This window comes from Nocardia sp. FDAARGOS_372 (genome assembly GCF_002554515.1).
In the GTDB taxonomy this organism is placed as follows: Bacteria; Actinomycetota; Actinomycetes; order Mycobacteriales; family Mycobacteriaceae; genus Nocardia; species Nocardia farcinica.
Window position 1 is genome coordinate 3003286 of sequence record NZ_PDDW01000001.1, and the last position, 21868, is coordinate 3025153.

A 21868-nucleotide genomic window follows, 5' to 3' on the forward strand; every position below is an offset into this window, starting at 1 on the left:
AGCGCACGCCGGCGCCGCTTCACTGTAAGTAAGTGGTTACTTACAAGGAGGCGATGTGGCCCCGTCCACCCGCGAACGCATCATCTCGGCCGCCCTGCGCCTGTTCGGCGAGCGCGGCTTCGCCGCGACATCGGTGGCCCAGATCGAACAGGAGGCCGGACTCTCCGGCGGCTCGGGCGCGCTGTACCGGCACTTCCGGTCCAAGGACGCGCTGCTCACCGCGGCGGTGGCGCACCGGCTGACCGAGCGCGGCGCCGAATGGACGCGGCTGCTGGATCCGCAGCATCCCATCGCCGAGACGTTGGCCGCGGCGGCACCGGGTGGTAGCACCGCCGACCGGCTGGCGGTGCTGTGTCGGATCGGGCTGGACCGCCTGGAGCACGACCGGGACGTGACGCGAATCCTGCTGCGGGACAACAGCATCGACCCGTCCGTACTGGAGGTGTTCCGGCGCGAGGAGTACGCGACGGTGATGTCGGTGGTCACGCGGGCACTGGCCGGGCTGGCCGCACCCGAGCACCGCGACCGGGACTGGGGGCCCACCGCGGCCGTCGTCGTCGGCGCGATCTCGCACTTCTGGCTCATCCGCGACATCTTCGGTGGCGACCATCCCGCGGCGATCGATGCCGACAGCTACCTGCGCGCCACCGCCGAACTCACCGCCGCCCGGCTCGACTGGGCGGGCCCCGAGGGAGAGGAACGATCATGACCACCACGATCACCGTCGTCGGCGGCGGCCTGGCCGGGCTGACCGCGGCCATCGCGTGCGCGGAGGCCGGCGTGCCGGTGCGCCTGTACGAGGCGCACGCCACCCTGGGCGGCCGCGCCCGCGCCACCGCCCCGCCCTACGTCGCCCACGAGGGCGCCCACGTCTTCTACGCCGACGGCCCGCACTACGCGTGGTTGAAGCGGCGCGGGTTCGTCGCCGGACTCGGCCTGCCCGGCCCGGCGGCCATGGCGCGCTTCGGTTTTCGTGCCGACGGCCGGGTGCGTCCGATGCTCCCCATGGACGTGCTGCGCGCCCAGCTGCGCCCGGTCACCGCCCCGGTGGATCAGGATTTCCGGTCCTGGGCGGCCGGGCGCTGGGGCGAACGCACCGCGACCAGAATGGCCAACGCCATCGCGGTGGCCACCTACGACGCCGATACCGGCCGCCTGTCGGCCGCGTTCGTCTGGGACCTGGTGGGCCGTGTGTTCGGCCCGAAGGTGCCCGCCGTGCGCTGGGTGCGCGGCGGCTGGCAACGCGTGATCGATCGGATGGCCGCGCGCGCAGCCGAACTCGGCGTGGTCGTGGAGACGGGCGCGCGCCTGGACGCCCTGCCGTCCGGCGGCCCGGTCGTGGTCGCCACCGATCTGCACGCGGCCCGCCGCCTGCTCGGCGACGACACGCTCGCGTGGACCAGCGGCCATGCCGCGCTGCTCGACCTCGGTGTACCCGCCGACCGCCGCGACCGGACGATCCTGTTCGACCTCGACGAGGGCGGCTTCCACGAGAGCTACACCATGCAGGACCCGACGATCGCCCCGGCGGGCCACTCGCTGTTCCAGCTCCAGATGCCGGTGCGGGCCGGGGAATCCCCGCGTGCCGCGCAGGATCGGCTGGCCCGCTTCGCCGATCTCGCGGTGCCCGGCTGGCGGGATCGGGCCACCTTCCGCCGCACCGCGACGGCGAAGGGCCGCACCGGCGCGCTGGATCTGCCGGGACAGACCTGGCGCGACCGCCCCGCGGTGGTCCGCGGTGACGACGTGTTCCTGGCCGGCGACATGGTCGCCGCGCCAGGGATGCGCGGCGAGATCTCGATCAACAGCGCACTGCACGCCGCCCGCGCGGCCGTCGCCGCGTCCGCCCGCGCCGCCCGCGCGGTCTGACTCCGTCCGCTACCGCAGCCCGGTCCCCCGCGCCAGCGCCGTCTCGATCAGCGTCGACACCAGTGTCCCGTAGTCGATGCCGGTGGCCTCCCACATGCGCGGGTACATCGAGATCGAGGTGAAGCCCGGCATGGTGTTGATCTCGTTGATGACCGGGCCGTCGGCGGTGACGAAGAAGTCGACGCGGGCCAGGCCCTGGCAGTCCAGGGCCTGGAAGGCCCGCACGGCCAGTTCGCGGACCTGCTCGGCGATGTCGTCGTCGAGCTTGGCCGGGACGTCGAATTCGCACACGTCGTCGAGGTACTTGGTGTCGAAGTCGTAGAACTGCGGCCCGTCGCCCTCGGGCATCCGGATCTCGGCGAGCACGCTGGCCGAGATCCGGCCGTCCGGGAATTCCAGCACGCCGCATTCCACCTCGCGGCCGACGATGCCCGCCTCCACGATCACCTTCGGATCGTGTTCGCGCGCCGCCGCGATCGCGGTGTCCAGCGCCGCCCAATCGTCGACCTTGGTGATGCCGATCGAGGAACCCGCCCGCGCCGGTTTCACGAACACCGGCAGTCCGAGCCGCTCGCGCTGTTCCTCGGTGAGGGTCGCGGTGCCGGGCCGCAGCACCACCTGGGTGCCGACCGGAAGCCCCTCGGCGGCGAGCAGTTTCTTGGTGAACTCCTTGTCCATGCCCGCGGCGCTGGCCAACACGCCGGGCCCGACATAGGGCACCCCGGCGAGTTCGAGCATGCCCTGGAGCGTGCCGTCCTCGCCGAACGGACCGTGCAGGATCGGGAACACCACGTCCACCGTCCCGAGCACCGCACCCGCGTCGTCGAGCGCGACCAGCTCGCCACCGCGGGTGGGGTCGGCGGTCAGGGTCAGGGCGGTGCCGCCGGCGTCCACCGAGGGCAGCGCCTCGTGGCTCAGGCCGATCGCGGCGACGTCGGAACTCGCCAGCACCCAGCCGCCCTGTGGGGTGATGCCGATGGGGACGGCCTCGTATCTGGTGGGATCGAGGTGCCGCAGCACGCTCCCGGCCGAGACACACGACACCGCGTGCTCGTTGCTCCGCCCACCGAACACCACAGCCACCCTGATCCGGTTCGTCATGCACCGAACGGTACCGGGCGCGGCGGGCTTCTCCGTCGCTGCCCGTGCCCGGACTTCTGGGGTCCCTACTCCGGCTTGATGCGGCGTCCGAGCAGGCTGCCGACGGCCTCGCGAACCGAAATGCCCTCGTGGCACACCCGGTGCACGGCGTCGGTCAACGGCATCTCCACCTCGTGCGCGGCGGCCAGCGCCCGCACCGATGTGCACGACTTCACACCCTCGGCGACCTGTCCATGGGTCGCCTGCTGCGCCGCCTCCATCGATCCGCCCGCGCCGAGCACGTGCCCGAAGGAACGATTGCGCGACAGCGGCGAGGTGCAGGTGGCGACCAGGTCGCCGACCCCGGCCAGCCCGGCCAGCGTCACCGGCTCCGCGCCGAGGGTCACCGCCAGCCGCATGATCTCGGCGAGGCCGCGGGTGATGAGGCTGGCGATGGAGTTGTCACCCAGACCCATGCCCGCCGCGATGCCGCAGGCCAGCGCGATCACGTTCTTGCAGGCGCCGCCGATCTCGCAGCCGATCACGTCGGTGTTGGTGTACGGGCGGAAATAGCCGGTGTAGCTGGCCTGTTGCACGGCCTCCGCCCGGGCGGCGTCGGAACAGGCGATGACGGTCGCGGCGGGCTGTCCGGCCGCGATCTCCCTGGCCAGGTTCGGACCGGAGAGCACCGCGATGCGGCGTTCCTCGGCGCCGGTCACCTCCGCGATGACCTGACTCATCCGCAGCAGCGTGCCGGTCTCGATGCCCTTCGCCAGACTCAGCAGTGTGGCGTCGTGCTCGTCGATGGCGGCGCGCAGCGCGGGCCGCCACCCGGTGAGGTTGGCCCGCAGCGACTGCGAGGGCACCGCGAGCACGACCAGTTGCGCGCCGTCGAGCGCGGCCTCGGCGTCGTGCGTGGCCGATACGGCGGGTAGTTGCACGTCCGGAAGGTAGGCGGGATTGCGGTGTTCGGTGGCCAACGCCTCGGCGATCTCCGGGCGCCGCGCCCAGATCGTCACCTCTGTTCCCGCGTCGGCCAACACCTTCGCGAACGCGGTTCCCCAGGAACCCGCACCAAGTACTGCCGCCCTCGTCATCAACCCAATATGCCATGCAAGGATTGGGCGCATGCGTCCGCACGCCGTGCACGCCCTGATCGCGGTCAAGCGCCTGGATCAGGCCAAGAGCCGTCTCGCCGACCGGTTGCGCCCCGAGCACCGGGCCCGGTTGGTGCTGGCCATGCTCGCCGACACCATGACCGCGACGACGTCCGCGCCGGGCATCGCCGCGGTCACCGTGGTCACCCCGGACGCCGCGGTCGCCGACCTGGCTCGCTCGCTCGGCGGGCACGTGCATCCCGAGCCCGCCGCCGATTCCGCCGACAGCCTCAACGCCGCGCTGGCCGCCGCGGCGGCCGGGGTGCGGGCACGCCACGGTGGCGTCGACCTGCTGGCGCTCCAGGCCGATCTGCCCGCGCTGCGTCCCGACGAACTGGCCGACGTGCTGGCGACGGCGCCGCGCGGCGGACGCGCGATCGTCACCGACCACGCGGGCACCGGCACCGCGGCGCTGCTCGTGCGCGACGGCGGCGAGCTGGCCCCGGCGTTCGGCCCGGATTCGGCACGGCGCCACATCGCCGCGGGCGCGGTGGATCTGCCGGGCGAGTGGCCGGGGCTGCGCCGCGACGTGGACACCGCCGCCGATCTGGAGCGCGCGGTGGAGTTGGGCGCCGGTTCGTCGACACGCGCACTCCTGCGCGACATCGGCTGGTCCTGCCGTGTTCACGAACCGGCCCGCCGGGTGTGCTAGGGGGTCGCCGCGGCACCTGGGATTCGCCAGGTGTTCGGCGGCGTCGACGTGCACACCGCGTGGTCGGTAAGGGATGATCGGTGGCGTGAGCGATACGGAAACCGTCAAGCAGCAGCAGCTGCCCACGCCACCGCCGGCCGCGACTCCCCCTCAGGCAGACCAGGCGACGCAGCGGTTGCCACGAGATCGCTACCTGAACCGCGAGTTGAGCTGGCTCGACTTCAACGCGCGCGTTCTCGCGCTCGCCGAGGACGCCTCGCTCCCCCTGTTGGAACGGGCGAAGTTCCTGGCGATCTTCGCGTCCAACCTCGACGAGTTCTACATGGTGCGGGTCGCCGGGCTCAAGCGCCGTGCAGAAACCGGCCTGTCGGTTCGCTCCGCCGACGGCCGCTCGCCCAGCGAGCAATTGGCCATGATCACCGCGCGCACCCAGGAGATCGCCGACCGGCACGCGCGGGTGTTCCTCGACTCGGTCCTGCCCGCGCTCACCGCCGAGGGCATCGCCATCATCGACTGGAACGACCTCGACGCCGACGAACGCGGTCGCCTGTCGGCCTACTTCCAGGACCAGGTCTTTCCGGTGCTCACCCCGCTCGCGGTCGACCCGGCGCACCCGTTCCCATACATCAGCGGACTCAGCCTCAACCTCGCGGTGACGGTGAAGGATTCGCTGACCGGCGGCGAGCACTTCGCCCGCGTCAAGGTCCCCGACAACGTCGACCGCTTCGTGCGGGTGCGCCGCACCGACGGCTCGACGATCGCGGCGTTCCTGCCGATGGAAGCGCTCATCGCCGCCCACCTGGACCAGCTGTTCCCCGGCATGGAAGTGGTCGAGCACCACTCCTTCCGGATCACCCGCAACGCCGATTTCGAGGTCGACGAAGACCGCGACGAGGATCTGCTGCAGGCGCTGGAACGCGAACTGGCCCGGCGCCGCTTCGGTTCGCCGGTGCGGCTCGAGGTCTCCGACGACATGACCGAGCACATGCTCGATCTGCTGCTGCGCGAACTCGATGTCGACCCGGGTGACGTCATCCAGGTGCCCGGTCTGCTCGACCTGTCCTGCCTCTGGCAGGTCTACAGCGTCGACCGCCCCAACCTCAAGGACGCGCCCTACGTCCCGGCCACCCCGCCCGCCTTCGGCGAGCGCGAGACCCCGCGCAACGTGTTCGCCGCGCTGCGCGAGGGCGACGTGCTGGTGCACCACCCCTACGACTCCTTCTCCACCAGCGTGCAGCGCTTCATCGAGCAGGCCGCCGCCGACCCGCAGGTGCTGGCCATCAAGCAGACGCTGTACCGCACCTCGGGTGACTCGCCGATCGTCAACGCGCTCATCGACGCGGCCGAGGCGGGCAAGCAGGTGGTCGCGCTGGTGGAGATCAAGGCCCGCTTCGACGAGCAGGCCAACATCAAGTGGGCCCGCACGCTGGAGCAGGCAGGCGTGCACGTGGTCTACGGCCTGATCGGGTTGAAGACGCACTGCAAGACCTGCCTGGTGGTGCGCCGCGAGGGCTCGACCATCCGCCGCTACTGCCACATCGGCACCGGCAACTACAACCCCAAGACCGCCCGCCTCTACGAGGACGTCGGATTGCTCACCGCCGCACCGGAAATCGGCGCCGACCTGACCGACCTGTTCAACTCGCTGACCGGGTACTCGCGCAAGGCGAACTATCGCAACCTGCTGGTCGCGCCGCAGGGCGTACGGGCGGGCATCATCGAGCGCATCCAGCGCGAGATCGAACTGGCCCAGCGGGGCGCGTCGGCGCGAATCCGGTTGAAGGCCAACGCGATCGTGGACGAGCAGGTGATCGACGCGCTCTACCGTGCCTCCCAGGCCGGTGTGCCGGTGCAGATCGTGGTGCGCGGCATCTGCGGCCTCAAGCCCGGCGTTCCCGGCATGAGCGAGAACATCGAGGTGCGCTCGATCCTGGGCCGGTTCCTCGAGCACTCGCGGATCATGCACTTCCAGGCGCAGGACGAGTACTGGATCGGCAGCGCCGACATGATGCACCGCAATCTGGACCGCCGGGTCGAGGTGATGGCACAGGTGAAGGACCCGAAGCTGCGCGAGCAACTCGGCCAGGTCTTCGACTCGGCGCTGGCCCCCACCACCCGCTGCTGGGTGCTCCAACCCGACGGCAGTTGGCAGGCTTCCCCGGACCGTGCGGGCACCGCGGACGGGCAGGTGCGCGACCACCAGCAGTTCCTGATGCGCCTACGGAGGCCGGACCAGCAGTGAGCGAGAGCGCGGGATACACGATGGACGGCGGGCCGTTCTGGGATCCCCGGGTGACAGCCAATATTCATGCCGCGGGTGCGGTGGTGTGGCGGCGCTCCCCGGCGGGCACGATCGAGATCGCGGTGGTGCACCGGCCGAAATATCAGGATTGGTCGCTGCCGAAGGGCAAACTCGACCCCGGCGAGACCCCCGTGCTCGCCGCGGTGCGCGAAGTCCGGGAGGAAACGGGCCTGAACTGCCGGCTCGGCCGCTACCTCGGTCACGTCACCTATCCGATCCCCGGGCACCGCAAACTCAAGCGCGTGGACTACTGGGCGGCCGAGGTCGCCGACGGCGAGTTCCACGCCAACGCCGAAGTGGACGAGTTGGGCTGGTATCCGCTCGACAAGGTGATGGACCAGTTGTCCTATCCGATGGACCGGCAGGTGGTACGCACCTTCGCCCGCCTGCCCGCCGACACCGCCACCCTGCTGCTGGTGCGGCACGCCAAGGCCGGCCACCGGGAACGCTTCGACGGGCCCGACGAGCAGCGACCGCTGGAACGGGCCGGGCAGGAGCAGGCCAGGGCGCTGGCGGACAATCTGCTCGCCTTCGGACCCGCCCAGGTGTTCTCCGCGCCGCCGCTGCGCTGCGTGCAGACCGTGGAGCCGCTGGCCGAGCGGCTCGGCGTGCCGATCACGCTCGAACCGCTGCTGTCGGAGGAGGGCTACGCCGCCGATCCGGACGCGGGCCTGGCCAGGCTGGCCGAGCTGGTCTCGCCTGCGCACGTCCGGGTTGTGTGCAGCCAGGGCAAGGTCATTCCCGACCTGCTCGACCGGTGGGCCGAACGCGACGGATTGAAGCTGCCGCCCGCGCGCAATCGCAAGGGCAGCGTCTGGGTGCTGTCGATCGCCGGCGGACAACTCGTCGACGCCGACCACATGGACCGCTCGCTCTCGACCGGCGTAGTGAAATCGTGACCTTCGGCTAGGGGATCGTTAGGGGAATTCCCCCATGATCGAAAACCCGATCCCCACAAGCCGAAACGGCCCCGGGAGACTTCCCGGGGCCGTTCTCGGTCCAGCGGCGGGGTGTGGGTGGGCCGCTTCAGCGGCGGGCGGCGGTCTTCTTGGCCGCGGTCTTCTTCGCGGGCGCCTTCTTCGCGGCCGTGGTCTTCTTGGCGGCCGTGGCCTTCGTCGCCGTGGTCTTCTTGGCGGCGGTGGTGGTCTTCTTGGCCGCGGTGGCCTTGGTCGCCGACGCCTTGGTCGCCGAAGCCTTGGTGGCCGTCGTCTTCTTCGCGGGTGCCTTCTTGGCGGCGGTCTTGGTGGCCGTGGTGGTCTTCCGTGCGGTCGACTTCGCCGGGGCCTTGGTCGCCGTCGTCTTCTTGGCGGGGGCCTTGGTGGCCGTGGTGGTCTTCTTGGCGGCGGTCTTCTTGGCGGCGGCCGTGGTCTTCTTGGCCGCCGTCTTCTTGGCCGCCACAGGGGCATTCACGCCCCGCTTGACGGCCGGGCCGGTCGCGGCCAGCTTCTGCTTACCCGCGATCACCGCCTTGAATTGGGCGCCGGGCCGGAACGCGGGCACCGAAGTGGCTTTCACCTTGACGGTTTCGCCGGTGCGCGGGTTCCGGGCGACACGGGGGGCACGCTTGCGCTGTTCGAAGACACCGAATCCGGTGATGGTGACGCTCTGGCCCTTGTGCACTGCACGCACGATGGTGTCGACAACATGCTCGACTGCCGCGGTAGCCGTGCGCCTGTCCGTACCCAACTTTTCGGTCAGAACGTCGATCAGTTCCGCCTTGTTCATTGAATCCTCCGCAGACTAATGGCCCGTCGTCGGACCGACTAGGTACCACGGTAAACCCACTTTGGGCAAGAGTCTATGTGCCACGCCAAAATTCATGGTGGTTTAGCACACGTCCAGCTACCGCCCCCTGATCGGCGCCAGCTATCACTCCCGGATGATTACGCCTGCGAAATAGGCGCCGGGAGGGTGGTGGGCTTCCATGTCGGCCTTGCCTTTTCGAACTCGGCGATGACGTCGCTGCGGCGCAGCGTGAGACCGATGTCGTCCAATCCTTCCAGCAGACGCCACCGGGTGTAGTCATCAATATCGAACGGCAACACGACGGTTCCCGCGGTGACGGTGCGGTCGCGCAGGTCCACCACCAATTCGAGGCCGGGCTGTTCCTCGATCATCTTCCAGAGCATTTCGACATCGTTCTGTGACATCTGCGCGGCCAGCAGGCCGCCCTTGCCCGCATTGCCGCGGAAGATGTCGGCGAAACGGGAGGAGATGACCACTCGAAAGCCGTAGTCCGACAGCGCCCACACCGCGTGCTCACGCGAGGATCCGGTACCGAAATCCGGTCCGGCGACGAGCACGGTGCCGCGGTTGAAGGGCTCGGTGTTCAGAATGAAGTCCGGATCGGAGCGCCATGCGGCGAACAGCGCGTCCTCGAAACCGGTGCGGGTGACCCGCTTGAGGTAGACGGCCGGAATGATCTGGTCGGTGTCGACATTGGACCGGCGCAGCGGCACGCCGATTCCCTTGTGCACGGTGAAGGCTTCCATCGGGATTCTCCTGGGTCGGTTCGGGTGTCTGGGTGGACGTCAGTCCAGGTCGGCCGGTGAGGACAGGGTCCCTCGCACCGCGGTCGCGGCCGCCACCAGCGGCGAGACCAGATGGGTGCGGCCGCCCTTGCCCTGCCTGCCTTCGAAGTTGCGGTTCGAGGTGGAGGCGCAGCGCTGGCCGGGCTCGAGCTGGTCGGGATTCATGCCCAGGCACATCGAGCAGCCCGCCTGCCGCCATTCGGCGCCCGCGGCGGTGAAAATCTCGCCGAGCCCCTCCTTTTCCGCCTGCGCGCGCACCCGCATCGAGCCCGGTACGACCAGCATTCGCACGCCCTCGGCAACCCGGCGGCCCTTCAGGATTTCGGCCGCCGCCCGCAAATCCTCGATCCGGCCGTTGGTGCACGAGCCGACGAAAACGGTGTCGACGGCGACTTCGCGCAGCGGCGTGCCCGGGGTCAAATCCATGTACCGCAGCGCTTTCGCGGCGGCCTCGCGGGCGGTCTCGTCGGCGAAATCGGCCGGATCGGGCACGGTCGCGCTCAGCGGCGCGCCCTGGCCCGGGTTCGTGCCCCAGGTGACGAACGGGCTCAGCGAGCTCGCGTCGATGTGCACCTCGGCGTCGAAAACAGCGCCCTCGTCGGTCCGCAGCGCGTCCCACGCGGCCACCGCGGCGTCCCAGTCGGCACCCTTCGGCGCGTGCGGACGCCCCTTCAGGAACTCGTAGGTCACCTCGTCGGGGGCGATCATGCCGGCTCGCGCACCCGCCTCGATGGACATGTTGCACATCGTCATCCGCGCCTCCATCGACATGGCGCGCACGGCCTCGCCGCGGTACTCGAGCACATAGCCCTGGCCGCCACCGGTGCCGATCTGGGCGATCACGGCCAGGATGACGTCCTTGCTGGTGACCCCGGGCGGCAGCTGCCCGTCGATGTTGATCGCCATGGTCTTGAACGGGCGCAGCGACAAGGTCTGCGTGGCCAGCACGTGCTCGACCTCGCTGGTGCCGATACCCATCGCCAGCGCGCCGAAGGCGCCGTGGGTGGAGGTGTGGCTGTCACCGCAGACCACGGTCATGCCGGGCTGGGTCAGCCCGAGCTGCGGGCCGACCACGTGCACGATGCCCTGTTCCAGGTCCCCCATCGGGTGCAGCCGGATGCCGAATTCGGCGCAGTTGCGGCGCAGCGTCTCGACCTGCGTGCGTGAGATCGGGTCGGCGATCGGCTTGTCGATGTCGACGGTGGGGACGTTGTGGTCCTCGGTGGCGATGGTGAGGTCGGGACGGCGGACCGGGCGGCCCGCGGCGCGCAGGCCGTCGAAGGCCTGCGGGCTGGTGACCTCGTGCACGAGGTGCAGGTCGATGTAGATCAGATCCGGCTCGCGCGAGGCGCCCTCGCCCTCACCCCGGGCGACGACGTGCTCTTCCCAGACCTTCTCGGCCAGGGTACGTGGGCGGTCGGCCATTCTCGATCACCTTTCGAACGGGCTGCGGCCGCGACGGCGGGCTGTGCCGCCGCGGTTCGACTTCTGGGGATTGCGCGTCCCGGCCGGAAGCCGCATCTCCCGGCGATGGCCGCCGGAGTTGCGTTTCCCAGCATACGAGACGCTAGTATCGTTCTATGAGACAGCATAGCGGTATCGGTGTTCTCGACAAAGCAGTGGCGGTACTCCATGCGGTCGCGGAGCAGCCCTGCGGTCTCAACGAGCTCTGTGCCCGCACGGGCCTGCCCCGGGCCACCGCGCACCGGCTGGCGGTCGGCCTGGAGGTGCACCGGCTGCTCGCGCGCGACAACAACGGCATCTGGCGGCCGGGCCCGGCGCTCGCGGAGTTGTCCACGGGCGCGAGCGATCCGTTGCAGGAGGCGGCCGGGCTGATTCTGCCCCGGTTGCGCGAGATCACCGGCGAGAGCGTGCAGCTCTACGTGCGCGACGGCACCGCGCGCATCTGCGTGGCGGCGATGGAACCGCCGTCCGGCCTCCGCGACACCGTGCCGATCGGCGCCCGACTACCGCTGACCGCGGGCTCGGCGGCCAAGGTGCTGGTGGCCTGGGCCGAGCCCGAGTTGCAGCGCACCGTGCTGCCCGAGGCGGTGTTCGGCGAGCGCGCGCTGGCCGAGGTGCGCAGGCGCGGCTGGGCGCAGAGCGCGGCCGAGCGGGCCGCGGGAGTGGCGAGCGTGTCGGCTCCGGTGCGCGATACGGCGGGCGCCGTGGTCGCGGCGGTCTCGGTGTCGGGCCCGATCGACCGGATGGGCCGCAGACCGGGCGCGCGCTGGGCCGCGGATCTGGTGGCCGCCGCCGACGCGCTGCACAAGCGGCTGTAACACGTTTCACATCCGGTCACTACAGTTGGCGCATGGGAGTCAACCAACGCGCACAGATCGTCATGTCCGACACCGAGGTGACCGAGTTCCTCGAGCGCAGCCGCATCGCCACGCTCGCCACCCTCGGCCCGACCGGCACCCCGCACCTGACCGCGATGTGGTTCGCGCTGATCGGCGGGGAGCGCGGCCCCGACGGCACGGTGACCGCGCTGCCGGAGATCTGGTTCGAGACCAAGGCGAAGTCGCAGAAGGCGGTCAACCTGCGCCGCGATCCCCGGGTCACCTGCATGGTGGAAGCCGGCCAGACCTACGACCAGCTGCGCGGGGTCTCCTTCGAGGGCACGGCCGAGATCGTCGAGGACCCGGACAAGCTGTGGGCGGTCGGGGTGAGCGTGTGGGAGCGCTACACCGGTCCCTACAGCGAGGAGGTGCGCCCGCTGGTGGCGAGCATGCTGCACAAGCGGGTGGCGGTGCGCCTGGTGCCGACCCGTATCCGCAGCTGGGACCACCGCAAGCTCGGTCTGCCCGCGATGCCGCTCGGCGGCAGCACGGTCACCGCCGACCAGCCGTCCGTGGACACCCCCGGGTAATTCGAGCGACAACGCCCGCCCGCCGGGCTAGCGTCGAGGATGTCCGGATCGCGCGGGCCCACCGGGCCGCCGCCACCCCGGCAGAACCACGAAAGGAGCGCCATGACCGACTCCACCGATTCCCCCGGCACGCCCGAGGACCTGAAGCGCAAGTTCCGCGAGGCCCTCGACCGCAAGAACGCCCACCACACCAAGTCCGAGGCCCATCTCGCCGCCCGCGCGAAGGCCTCCCCCGCCCACGCGGCGGCCGGCCACAAACGCGAGTTCCGCCGCAAGAGCGGCTAGCCCCTCGCCGGGCGGGGCGTTGCGGGCTCCGCCCCCACACGACCAGTGCGAAGCAAAAAAGGCCCATGCTCGCCATGAGCATGGGCCTTTCTTCTTGCGTAGCCCCGACGGGATTCGAACCCGCGCTACCGCCTTGAGAGGGCGGCGTCCTAGGCCGCTAGACGACGGGGCCAGGACATGATCACTCACTTGCTCAGTGACCACCCGGTAGATCTTTCGATCTGTGGGAACTCGGTTAGCTTAGCCGACCGAAGCCCGGCGACCAAATCGCCGGATGCTGAACAACTTTCGGCCGCGAACCGAGAGACGTACAACATTCTCCGCTGGGGTACCAGGACTCGAACCTAGAATGGCTGAACCAGAATCAGCTGTGTTGCCAATTACACCATACCCCATTGACCAGGTCTTTCAGCCCCGGGTCCGGCTGACTCGGGGCCGCGTTTCCGGCCGAGGAAGAGATTACCAAACCTCGGCGGGTAAACTACAAATCGCCTGGTCAAGGCCCTGTTTTGGGCCGCTTTCGACTACTGCCGCGCCCACTCGAGCCCGGAGCGCAGCCGCGCCAGGGTGAGCTCGCGCCCGAGCAGCTCCAGCGACTCGTACAGCGGCGGGCTGATGTGCGAGCCGGTGACCGCCACCCGCACCGGCGCGAAGGCCTTGCGTGGTTTGAGCCCCAGATCGTCGATCAGCGCCGTTTTGAGTGCGTCCTCGATGACCGGGGTGGTCCACCCGGGCAGCGGCTCCAGCGCGGCGATGGCGGCCTCGAGCACCGGCACGGCGTCGGCGCCGAGGTTCTTGGCGGCCGCGGCCTCGTCGACGGTGAATTCGTCGGCCGGCGCGAACAGGAATCGCAGCAGATCCCAGGCGTCGCCGAGCACCACGATGCGCGTCTGCACCAATTCGGCGGCCGCGGCGAACACTTTCTCGTCCACGTCCGCGCCGATGTGGCCGTGTTCGGTGAGGAACTGCCGCAAGCGGTGGGCGAAATCACCCGGTTCGAGCAATCGGATGTGCTCGGCGTTGAGCGCGTCGGCCTTCTTCTGGTCGAATCGGGCGGGATTCGAATTCACTTTCGAAATGTCGAACGCCGCCACCATCTCGGACATGGAGAACACGTCGCGGTCATCGGCGAGACTCCAGCCGAGCAATGCGAGGTAATTCAGCAAACCTTCCGGGATGAATCCGCGGTCGCGGTGAGCGAACAGGTTGGACTCCGGATCGCGCTTGGACAACTTCTTGTTGCCCTGCCCCATCACGAATGGCAGGTGACCGAACTCCGGGGTGAAGTCGGCCACCCCGATCCGGCGCAATGCCGCGTAGAGCGCGAGCTGCCGCGGCGTGGAGGAGAGCAGATCCTCGCCGCGCAGTACGTGGGTGATCTTCATCGAGGCGTCGTCGACCGGGTTGACCAGCGTGTAGAGCGGATCACCATTACCGCGGGTGAGCGCGAAGTCGGGCACCGTGCCCGCCTTGAAGGTGGTCTCACCGCGCACCAGGTCGGTCCACGTGAGGTCCTCGTCGGGCATCCGCAGGCGCACCACGGCGGGCCGGCCCGCGGCCCGGTAGGCCTCGATCGCCTCGGGGGTGAGATCGCGGTCGTAATTGTCGTAGCCGAGCTTCGGATCGCGGCCCGCGGCACGATGGCGGGCCTCGACCTCCTCCGGGGTGGAGAACGATTCGTAGGCCTCGCCGGCCTCCAGCAGCCGCCGCACCACGTCCAGATACAGTTCCCGCCGCTGCGATTGGCGGTAGGGACCGTAAGGGCCGCCGACCTCGGGCCCCTCGTCCCAGGTGAGCCCGAGCCAGCGCAGCGCGTCGAGGATCGCGTGGTAGGACTCCTCGGAATCGCGTGCGGCGTCGGTGTCTTCGATGCGGAAGACGAAGGTGCCGCCGGTGTGGCGGGCGTAGGCCCAGTTGAACAGGGCCGTGCGGATCAGGCCGACGTGCGGCGTCCCGGTCGGCGACGGGCAGAAACGGACCCGTACTTCTGTCATGACTCTCTCTCGATCAGCGTTTGGCGGCAACGGGATTGGTCAGGGTGCCGATTCCCTCGACGGTGACCGACACCTGCTGTCCGACCTGCATCGGACCGACGCCCTCGGGTGTTCCGGTGAGGATCACGTCGCCGGGCAGCAGCGTCATGACCGTGCTCACCCATTCGATGAGCTTCGGAATGTCGTGCAGCAGCAGCGAGGTGCGGCTGCGCTGGCGCACCTCGCCGTCGAGCTCGGTGCGGATCTCCAGATCCGCGGGGTCCAGGGCGGTTTCGATCCACGGACCGAGCGGGCAGAAGGTGTCGTAGCCCTTGGCCCTGGTCCACTGGCCGTCCTGGCGCTGCTGATCGCGGGCGGTCACGTCGTTGGCGACGGTGTAGCCCAGGATGACCTCGCGCGCGCGGGCGGCGGACACGTCCTTGCACGGACGGCCGATCACCACCGCCAGTTCGCCCTCGTAGTCCACCTGCTGGGAGCTGGGCGGCACGATGATCGGCGCGTGCGGGCCGACGATGGCGGTGTTGGGTTTGATGAAGATCACCGGCTGCTCGGGCGCCTCGCCGCCCATCTCGGCCGCGTGCGCCGCGTAGTTCTTGCCCACGCAGACGACCTTGCTGGCCAGGATCGGCGCGAGCAGGCGCACGTCGGCCAGCGGCCAGCTGCGCCCGGTGAACGTCGGCGTACCGAACGGATGCTCGGCGATCTCCTTGGTGACGGCGTCGGCACCCTCCCCCTCGATGCTGACGAACGCGACCCCTTCGGGACTGGCAACTCGACCTAGACGCATGGTGGGGAGTCTACGGAAGCCGCTGGTCGCCGCGATGCGCGCCCGTACGCGCGGGCGCGCGCGATGTGAGATTCCTCGCCCGCGGCACCTCGCCGCCCGGGCGTGCGCCGCACCACCCGGCGGGTGTACGGTGAGTTTCGCAGTTCACTGGATGAGAAGTTCATCTTACATATTGAGATTTGAGATCCCGAGGTGAGGCCGATGACCACCGTGACGCAGATCAGCGCCGTCCGCCGGTGGTCCATGCTCGCGCTCGGCGTCTTCGCCCAGTCCGCCAGCGCCGTGTTCGTCCACGGCACGCCCTTCCTGCTGCCCGCGCTGACGAATCGCGGCATGGCGCTGCCGACGGCGGGCGTCCTGGTGGCGATGCCCACGGTCGGGCTGGTCTGCACCTTGATCGCCTGGGGCTATGTCGTGGATCGCATCGGGGAGCGCAAGGTGCTGGTGGCCGGTCCCCTGGTGATGTTCGTCGCGGGCGCCGCCGCGGCCGTCACCACGCACGACTTCGCCTTGGGCGCACTGTTGTTCGTCGGGGGCGTCGGCGCGGCGAGCACCAACGGCGCCAGCGGCCGGGTGATCGTCGGCTGGTTCCCGCCGCACCGGCGCGGGCTGGCGATGGGCATCCGGCAGACCGCGCAGCCGCTCGGTGTCGGCATCGCCGCGTTGACGATCCCGCCGGTGGCCGAACACCACGGCGTCGCCGCGGCCGTGCTGGTCCCCGCGGTGATGGCGGGCGTCGCGGCGCTGGCCTGCCTGGTCGCCATCATCGACCCGCCGCGGCCGAAAGGTGCTGCCGCCGACCGGGACAACCCCTATCGCGGAGATGCCACGCTGTGGCGCATCCACGGTGTCTCGGTGCTGCTGGCCGTCCCGCAGGGCGTGGTGTGGACCTTCGCGCTGCTGTGGCTGCACCGCGACATCGGCTGGTCGCTGCCGGTGGCGGGCGCGGTGGTCACCGCCACCCAGATCCTCGGCGCACTGGGCCGGATCGGCGCGGGCGCATGGTCGGATCGGGTGGGCAGCAGGTTGCGACCGCTGCGTCAGATCGCGGTGGCGGCGGCGCTGTGCATGGCCGGGCTCGGCGTGACGGCGTGGACGCAGTGGTGGTGGCTCGCGATCGGATTGCTGTTCGCCGCCTCGGTGATCACCGTGTCGGACAACGGATTGGCCTTCACCGCCGTCGCCGAGATCGCCGGTCCGTACTGGAGCGGACGCGGGCTGGGCATGCAGAACACCGGCCAGAATCTGGCGATGGCCGCCATCCCCCCGGTGTTCGGCGCGCTCGTCACCGTCGGCGGGTTCCCGGCGGCCTACCTGGTCACCGCGGCCGTCGCCGCGATGGCGGTTCCCCTGGTGCCCGCCGACCCGAAAGCCCACCGCGAGAACGGCTCCGCCGCAGGCGTCAGACCTCGAGCAGGTCGCCGGGATCCACGCTGACGCGAAACCCGTTGTCCGAGCCGATATCCGCGGTCAGCACCGAACCGGATTCCACCACCGCGCTCGCCCGGTACATGCCGTCCGCGAGCACCAGCCGGTGGATGCGCACCTGCGGATGATGTTCCACGATCCAGTATTCCGGGATGCCGACCGCCGCGTACTCGCGGACCTTGCGCACCCGGTCGGTGCGCTCGCTCGCGCTGCCCGGCGCGATCACCTCTACCGCCAGCCGCACCTGGGTGCCGGGGATGACGCGCGGCGGGTCGGCGACGATGGCCGCGCGGATCACCTCGCGCGGCACCACCACGATGTCGGGCTTGCGCACCCCGCCGGGCGTTCCGACCTCCCATCCGCCGCCGAGGCAGACGTGCACGGCCAGATCGGCACTGCGATCGAGCAGCCGGGCCATCCGCTGCACCACGTGGTTGTGCCGGGCACCGCGGTGCACTTCGACCAACCAGCCGTCCTCGAGTTCGTAGCCCTTGCCGTGCTCGGGCAGCGCGTGCAGGTCGCCGATCGTGTACGGACCGCGTCCCGTCCGCCGTCCACTCACCAGATCCTCCTGCCGTATCGCGCCGAACCTTCGGCGATACCGTGCGTCCGGGATACCCACCTGGGCGCCGCCCGAACGAGACAGGACGGGCCCCGCATCCGGTGCGGATGCGGGGCCCGTGTCATGACCGGTTCAGACCGCCGCGGCGATCCGGTCGCCGATCTCGACGGTGGAGGCGGTGCCCGAGCGGGCGGCCAGGTCCTTGGCGACCGCGGCGTCGATCCGCGCGGCGGCCTCGGTGTCGCCGAGGTGGTTCAGCAGCAGCGAGACCGACAGGATGGCGGCGGTCGGGTCGGCCTTCGACTGGCCCGCGATGTCGGGCGCGCTGCCGTGCACCGGCTCGAACATGCTCGGGTTGGTGCCGGAGGCGTCGATGTTGCCGCTGGCCGCCAGGCCGATGCCGCCGCTCACCGCGGCCGCGAGGTCGGTGATGATGTCGCCGAACAGGTTGTCGGTGACGATCACGTCGAAGCGGCCCGGGTCGGTGACCATGTGGATGGTGGCGGCGTCGATGTGCTGGTAGGCGACCGTGACCTCGGGGAACTCCGCGCCCACCTCGTCGACGGTGTGCTGCCACAGCGACCCGGCGAAGGTCAGCACATTGGTCTTGTGCACCAGCGTGAGGTGCTTGCGCCTGGCCTGCGCCTTGGCGAAGGCGTAGCGCACGACCCGCTCGATGCCGAAGCGGGTGTTGGTGCTGACCTCGGTGGCGACCTCGTGCGGCGTCCGCACCCGGATCGCGCCGCCGGTGCCGGTGTAGGGGCCCTCGGTGCCCTCGCGCACCACGACGAAATCGATGTCGGGTGCACCGGCCAGCGGGCTCCGCACGCCGGTGAACAGCCTCGACGGCCGCAGGTTCACGTGGTGGTCGAGCTCGAAACGGGTGCGCAGCAGCAGGCCGCGCTCGAGCACGCCGCTGGGCACCGACGGGTCACCGATCGCGCCGAGCAGGATCGCGTCGTGCTCGCGCAGTTCCGGCAGCACCGAGTCGGGCAGGATCTCGCCGGTCGCGTGATAGCGCTTGGCGCCCAGGTCGTATTCGGTCTTCTCGACGCCGGGCACGACCACGTCGAGCACCTTCAGCGCCTCGGCGATGACCTCGGGACCGATGCCGTCACCGGGGATGACCGCAAGCTTCATGACAACTCCTCGTCATGCCCCACGCGCCGCCACCGGGGTGCGGTGGCGGCGCGCGGCGACGTCGTTTCGATCAGAACAGGTCGACCAGGGCGATCTTGGCCGCGCCAACGGCCTCGGCGATCGCGGTCTGCACGTCGGCCGGAACCGGCTTGTTGACACGCAGGATGACGGTGGCGCCTTCCTTGTCGATGTCCTGGCTCAGCTGGGCGGCCAGGATGTCGATGTCGGCCTCGCCGAGGCGGGTGCCGATCTTGCCGAGCGCGCCGGGGCGGTCGTCGTAGTTCAGCACGGCCAGGTTCAGGCCCTCGGCGCGCATGTCGTAGTTGCGCCCGTTGATGTTGACGATCTTCTGCACCTGCTGCGGCTCGGTGAGCGTGCCCGCCACGTTCAGGGTGCGGCCGTCGCCGAACACCGCGCGCAGGTCGACGACGCTGCGGTGGCTGGGGCTCTCGGAGGCGGTGGTGACCTCGACGCTGATGCCGCGCTCCTTCGCCAACGCGGGCGCGTTGACGAAGGTGACCTGGTCCTCGACCAGCGCGGAGAAGATGCCGCGCAACGCCGAGAGCTCCAGCACCGCCACGTCCTCGGCGGCGAGTTCGCCGCGCACCTGCACCTCGACGCTGACCGGGAGCTCGTCCGACAGCGCACCCACCAGAGCGCCCTGCTTGCGGACGATCTCGAGCCAGGGGGCGACCTCGTCGCTGACCGCGCCGCCGGTGACGTTCACCGCGCCCGGCACGAACTCACCGGCCAGCGCCAGCAGCACCGACTTGGCGACATCGGTGCCCGCGCGGTCCTGCGCCTCGGTGGTGGAGGCGCCCAGGTGCGGGGTGACCACGACCTGCGGCAGCTCGAACAGCGGGCTGTCGGTGCAGGGCTCGGTCTCGAAGACGTCGATGCCCGCGGCCCGCACGTGGCCGGAGGTGATCGCGTCGGCCAGCGCCTGCTCGTCGATCAGGCCGCCGCGCGCGGCGTTGACGATGATGACGCCCTTCTTGGTGAGCGCCAGCTTCTCCTTGCTGAGCAGGCCCTTGGTCTCCGGGGTCTTGGGCAGGTGCACCGAGATGAGGTCGGCGCGGCCCAGCAGCTCGTCCAGCGTGACCAGCTCGATGCCGAGCTGGGCGGCGCGGGCCGGGGAGACGTAGGGGTCGTAGGCGATGATCTTGGTCTCGAAGGCGGCCAGGCGCGCGGCGAACAGCTGGCCGATGCGGCCGAGGCCGACCACGCCGACGGTCTTGCCGTAGATCTCGACGCCGTTGAACTTGCTGCGCTGCCAGGTGTGCTCGCGCAGGGTGGCGTCGGCGGCCGGGATCTGGCGGGCCGCGGCGAGCAGCAGGGTGACCGCGTGCTCGGCGGCGGTGTGGATGTTGGAGGTCGGCGCGTTGACGACCATGACGCCGCGCTCGGTGGCCGCGGGCACGTCGACGTTGTCGAGGCCGACACCGGCGCGGGCGACGATCTTGAGGTTCTTGCCCGCCTCGAGCACCTCCGCGTCGACGGTGGTGGCCGAGCGCACGAGCAGCGCGTCGGCCTCGGGGACCGCCGCCAGCAGGGCCGGCCGGTCGGGGCCGTCGACCCAGCGAACCTCGACACCGTCACCGAGCGCGTCGACGGTCGACTGGGCGAGCTTGTCGGCGATCAGAACAACAGGACGGCCTGCTTGGCTCACTGTGGGGTACTCCTGGAGAAAGGGGTCGGCAATTACCGCGCCCCAGCTTAATGGTCCAGCTTCGCGCGGGTGCCGCCACCCGGTGGGCGGGTGCCGTCAGTGGGTGCGATCGCCAGTGAATACGCGGCGAATCGGGCAACCAGGACACCGAAACGGGCCCCGCCCCGGAAAACCGGTGCGGGGCCCGCCACTACCCGATCGAACGCCTCACTCGGACGAGCCGAGCATTGCGCCGAGACCGTCGAGGATGCTGCCGACGATGTCGAGCACGCCGTCCAGCACCGCGCTGCCGGTTTCGATGATGATCGGAATCATGGGAACTCCTCTTCCTTCGGACCGGCCGGGGTGCGACCGGAAGGGACCGGGCCACCGCCGCAACGGCCGGACGACCCGGGTTCTCGGATGTGAGCCAACTTCCAACCGGGAGGCTAGCAACGCCTCGGGCGCGCTCCGACGTGCAAAGAGCTGATGTCGGCTACGATTCGGCAACTCATTTCCCTGCCGCAGATCCGCGGCTGCGCGAGATGCCGCAGTTCCGTAGATACCGAAAGGCCCCGCACAGATACAGAAAGGCCCCGCACCGACCGGTGCGGGGCCTTGTTCAACGCCTCAGCGTTCAATGCCCGCCTCAGCGTTCAATGCCTCGGCGTTCAACGCCTCAGCGTGATCAGCCGCCGAACGACCCCGTCCACAGGGTGTCCACGAGACCGTGCAGGGCGGCGCCGAGGGTGTCGAAGAGACCGTTCAGAGCAGCACTACCGGTGTCGATGATAACGGGGATCATATGAATTCCTTTTCGTCGAAAACGTCCCAGTCGAACTGGCTGACACAGGGCACATCGACGGCCGCGACGACCCGGTTACGGAAATTGCGGAAATTGTGACACAGACTACTTTTCGCATGCCGGGGTAATAGGTCTCGTCGTTTATCGGGCATCAGCTACCTCGGCAAACAGCTCTCACCAGCGCATACATACAAATAGCAACTGACCAGCACACGATCTCGAGCCTGCCTTTACCGTGCTGAACCGTGCTCGGCAAGCCCTGAGAATTGACGTCAACAATTCCGTGGCAGCGTGCGCGGCAAAATTCACATATCACCGCACTTCGAGACAGGGGAAACCCATCAGGAAATCGGTGGATCACACCACGAATATCCGTTCGGCAGCGCCGGTCAGCCGATGACGTGCACCCCGACGGCCTCGGGGCCGGACTTGCTCTGGCGTAGGTCGAACCGCACCCGCTGCCCTTCGTGCAACGAGCGGAATCCACCACCGACGAGCTCCAGGTAGTCGACGAACACGTCGGCGCCACCGCCGTCCTGGGCGATGAAGCCGAAGCCCTTCTTGCTGTCGAACCACAACACCGTGCCCTGAACCATACGTCTCGAACCTTCTGTCGAACGCGCAGAACCGACGAATCTTACTGCGACCCGGCGCAGTTCGTCCACGTCACGCCGCGGTCATGCCGGACGCCGGCGTGCCGCCGTCCACCATCTCGCTCGACGGGTTCGCCGCGAGCCCGAACCAGAGCGAGGACAA

At 69.7% G+C, this 21868-nt stretch carries 20 protein-coding genes and 2 tRNA genes; 9 read left to right on the plus strand and 13 right to left on the minus strand.

All coding sequences use genetic code 11. The features are described from left to right. Positions 1 to 55 precede the first annotated feature (55 nt). Together CRM89_RS14530 and CRM89_RS14535 are read left to right on the plus strand one after the other, a co-directional pair. Positions 56 to 709: a TetR/AcrR family transcriptional regulator gene (locus tag CRM89_RS14530; protein WP_011210737.1), complete on the plus strand. Its 654-nt coding sequence runs from the start codon at positions 56 to 58 to the stop codon at positions 707 to 709. Next, entirely contained in the window at positions 706 to 1869 is a 1164-nt protein-coding gene (locus CRM89_RS14535) for an NAD(P)-binding protein (RefSeq protein ID WP_098084398.1), read from the plus strand. The genes CRM89_RS14530 and CRM89_RS14535 overlap by 4 nt, the downstream gene beginning before the upstream one ends. A gap of 9 nt (positions 1870 to 1878) precedes the next feature. On the opposite strand, the gene CRM89_RS14540 is transcribed toward CRM89_RS14535, so the two are convergent. Both CRM89_RS14540 and CRM89_RS14545 read right to left on the minus strand, forming a co-directional pair. Then, complete coding sequence (locus tag CRM89_RS14540) at positions 1879 to 2970, minus strand: D-alanine--D-alanine ligase family protein (RefSeq protein ID WP_060594814.1); 1092 nt, start codon at positions 2968 to 2970, stop codon at positions 1879 to 1881. 65 nt (positions 2971 to 3035) lie between these two features. Continuing rightward, positions 3036 to 4046, minus strand: a complete 1011-nt coding sequence (locus CRM89_RS14545) for an NAD(P)H-dependent glycerol-3-phosphate dehydrogenase (protein ID WP_011210740.1) — start codon at positions 4044 to 4046, stop codon at positions 3036 to 3038. Between the two features lie 31 nt (positions 4047 to 4077). Between CRM89_RS14545 and cofC the strand changes: the two genes are divergently transcribed. The 3 genes from cofC (at position 4078) to CRM89_RS14560 (ending at position 7959) form a co-directional block, all read left to right on the plus strand. Beyond that, a complete protein-coding gene (gene cofC / locus CRM89_RS14550; RefSeq protein ID WP_098084401.1) occupies positions 4078 to 4758 on the plus strand; it encodes a 2-phospho-L-lactate guanylyltransferase in 681 nt (226 codons plus the stop codon). A gap of 73 nt (positions 4759 to 4831) precedes the next feature. Then, positions 4832 to 7000 carry an RNA degradosome polyphosphate kinase gene (locus tag CRM89_RS14555; RefSeq protein WP_011210742.1) on the plus strand — a complete coding sequence of 723 codons (2169 nt, stop codon included), beginning with the start codon at positions 4832 to 4834 and terminating at the stop codon, positions 6998 to 7000. A 20-nt stretch (positions 7001 to 7020) separates the two neighbouring features. Continuing rightward, on the plus strand, positions 7021 to 7959 hold the full coding sequence (locus tag CRM89_RS14560; RefSeq protein WP_011210743.1) for an NUDIX hydrolase: 939 nt from the start codon (positions 7021 to 7023) through the stop codon (positions 7957 to 7959). 127 nt (positions 7960 to 8086) lie between these two features. Here CRM89_RS14560 and CRM89_RS14565 read toward each other — a convergent pair whose 3' ends face one another. The 3 genes from CRM89_RS14565 to leuC form a co-directional block, all read right to left on the minus strand. Next, positions 8087 to 8785: an HU family DNA-binding protein gene (locus CRM89_RS14565; protein ID WP_011210744.1), complete on the minus strand. Its 699-nt coding sequence runs from the start codon at positions 8783 to 8785 to the stop codon at positions 8087 to 8089. Positions 8786 to 8943: 158 nt separating this feature from the next. Beyond that, positions 8944 to 9552 (minus strand): 3-isopropylmalate dehydratase small subunit, encoded by a 609-nt coding sequence (gene leuD / locus CRM89_RS14570; RefSeq protein WP_011210745.1) that lies wholly within the window; start codon positions 9550 to 9552, stop codon positions 8944 to 8946. Between the two features lie 39 nt (positions 9553 to 9591). Next, a complete protein-coding gene (gene leuC, locus CRM89_RS14575; protein WP_011210746.1) occupies positions 9592 to 11016 on the minus strand; it encodes a 3-isopropylmalate dehydratase large subunit in 1425 nt (474 codons plus the stop codon). A gap of 155 nt (positions 11017 to 11171) precedes the next feature. On the opposite strand from leuC, the gene CRM89_RS14580 reads away from it, so the two are divergent. From CRM89_RS14580 to CRM89_RS14590, 3 genes are all read left to right on the plus strand, one after another. Beyond that, positions 11172 to 11873 carry an IclR family transcriptional regulator gene (locus CRM89_RS14580; protein WP_011210747.1) on the plus strand — a complete coding sequence of 234 codons (702 nt, stop codon included), beginning with the start codon at positions 11172 to 11174 and terminating at the stop codon, positions 11871 to 11873. 32 nt (positions 11874 to 11905) lie between these two features. Further along, on the plus strand, positions 11906 to 12463 hold the full coding sequence (locus CRM89_RS14585) for a pyridoxamine 5'-phosphate oxidase family protein (RefSeq protein ID WP_011210748.1): 558 nt from the start codon (positions 11906 to 11908) through the stop codon (positions 12461 to 12463). A gap of 102 nt (positions 12464 to 12565) precedes the next feature. Beyond that, the gene (locus CRM89_RS14590; protein ID WP_098084404.1) at positions 12566 to 12748 is read left to right on the plus strand and encodes a DUF5302 domain-containing protein; all 183 of its coding nucleotides are present in this window, start codon (positions 12566 to 12568) and stop codon (positions 12746 to 12748) included. A gap of 99 nt (positions 12749 to 12847) precedes the next feature. On the opposite strand, the gene CRM89_RS14595 is transcribed toward CRM89_RS14590, so the two are convergent. The 4 genes from CRM89_RS14595 to CRM89_RS14610 form a co-directional block, all read right to left on the minus strand. Continuing rightward, positions 12848 to 12920 (minus strand) — tRNA-Glu (locus tag CRM89_RS14595). A 151-nt stretch (positions 12921 to 13071) separates the two neighbouring features. Beyond that, a tRNA-Gln gene (locus tag CRM89_RS14600) sits at positions 13072 to 13143 on the minus strand. 129 nt (positions 13144 to 13272) lie between these two features. Beyond that, positions 13273 to 14742: a glutamate--tRNA ligase gene (gene gltX / locus CRM89_RS14605; protein WP_098084406.1), complete on the minus strand. Its 1470-nt coding sequence runs from the start codon at positions 14740 to 14742 to the stop codon at positions 13273 to 13275. A 13-nt stretch (positions 14743 to 14755) separates the two neighbouring features. Then, positions 14756 to 15529, minus strand: coding sequence for a fumarylacetoacetate hydrolase family protein (locus tag CRM89_RS14610; protein WP_011210751.1), 774 nt, complete (start codon positions 15527 to 15529; stop codon positions 14756 to 14758). A gap of 201 nt (positions 15530 to 15730) precedes the next feature. On the opposite strand from CRM89_RS14610, the gene CRM89_RS14615 reads away from it, so the two are divergent. Next, entirely contained in the window at positions 15731 to 16966 is a 1236-nt protein-coding gene (locus CRM89_RS14615) for an MFS transporter (RefSeq protein WP_098084409.1), read from the plus strand. On the opposite strand, the gene CRM89_RS14620 is transcribed toward CRM89_RS14615, so the two are convergent. The 4 genes from CRM89_RS14620 to CRM89_RS14635 all read right to left on the minus strand — a co-directional run bounded on the left by CRM89_RS14620 (position 16932) and on the right by CRM89_RS14635 (position 21708). Beyond that, positions 16932 to 17519 carry a Uma2 family endonuclease gene (locus CRM89_RS14620; RefSeq protein ID WP_011210753.1) on the minus strand — a complete coding sequence of 196 codons (588 nt, stop codon included), beginning with the start codon at positions 17517 to 17519 and terminating at the stop codon, positions 16932 to 16934. The two genes, CRM89_RS14615 and CRM89_RS14620, sit on opposite strands and share 35 nt — an antisense overlap. Positions 17520 to 17651: 132 nt before the next feature. Continuing rightward, complete coding sequence (locus tag CRM89_RS14625; RefSeq protein ID WP_098084412.1) at positions 17652 to 18659, minus strand: 3-isopropylmalate dehydrogenase; 1008 nt, start codon at positions 18657 to 18659, stop codon at positions 17652 to 17654. 70 nt (positions 18660 to 18729) lie between these two features. Further along, the gene (gene serA / locus CRM89_RS14630) at positions 18730 to 20328 is read right to left on the minus strand and encodes a phosphoglycerate dehydrogenase (RefSeq protein WP_011210755.1); all 1599 of its coding nucleotides are present in this window, start codon (positions 20326 to 20328) and stop codon (positions 18730 to 18732) included. 1173 nt (positions 20329 to 21501) lie between these two features. Continuing rightward, positions 21502 to 21708 (minus strand): cold-shock protein, encoded by a 207-nt coding sequence (locus CRM89_RS14635; protein WP_011210757.1) that lies wholly within the window; start codon positions 21706 to 21708, stop codon positions 21502 to 21504. Between the last annotated feature and the right edge of the window lie 160 nt (positions 21709 to 21868).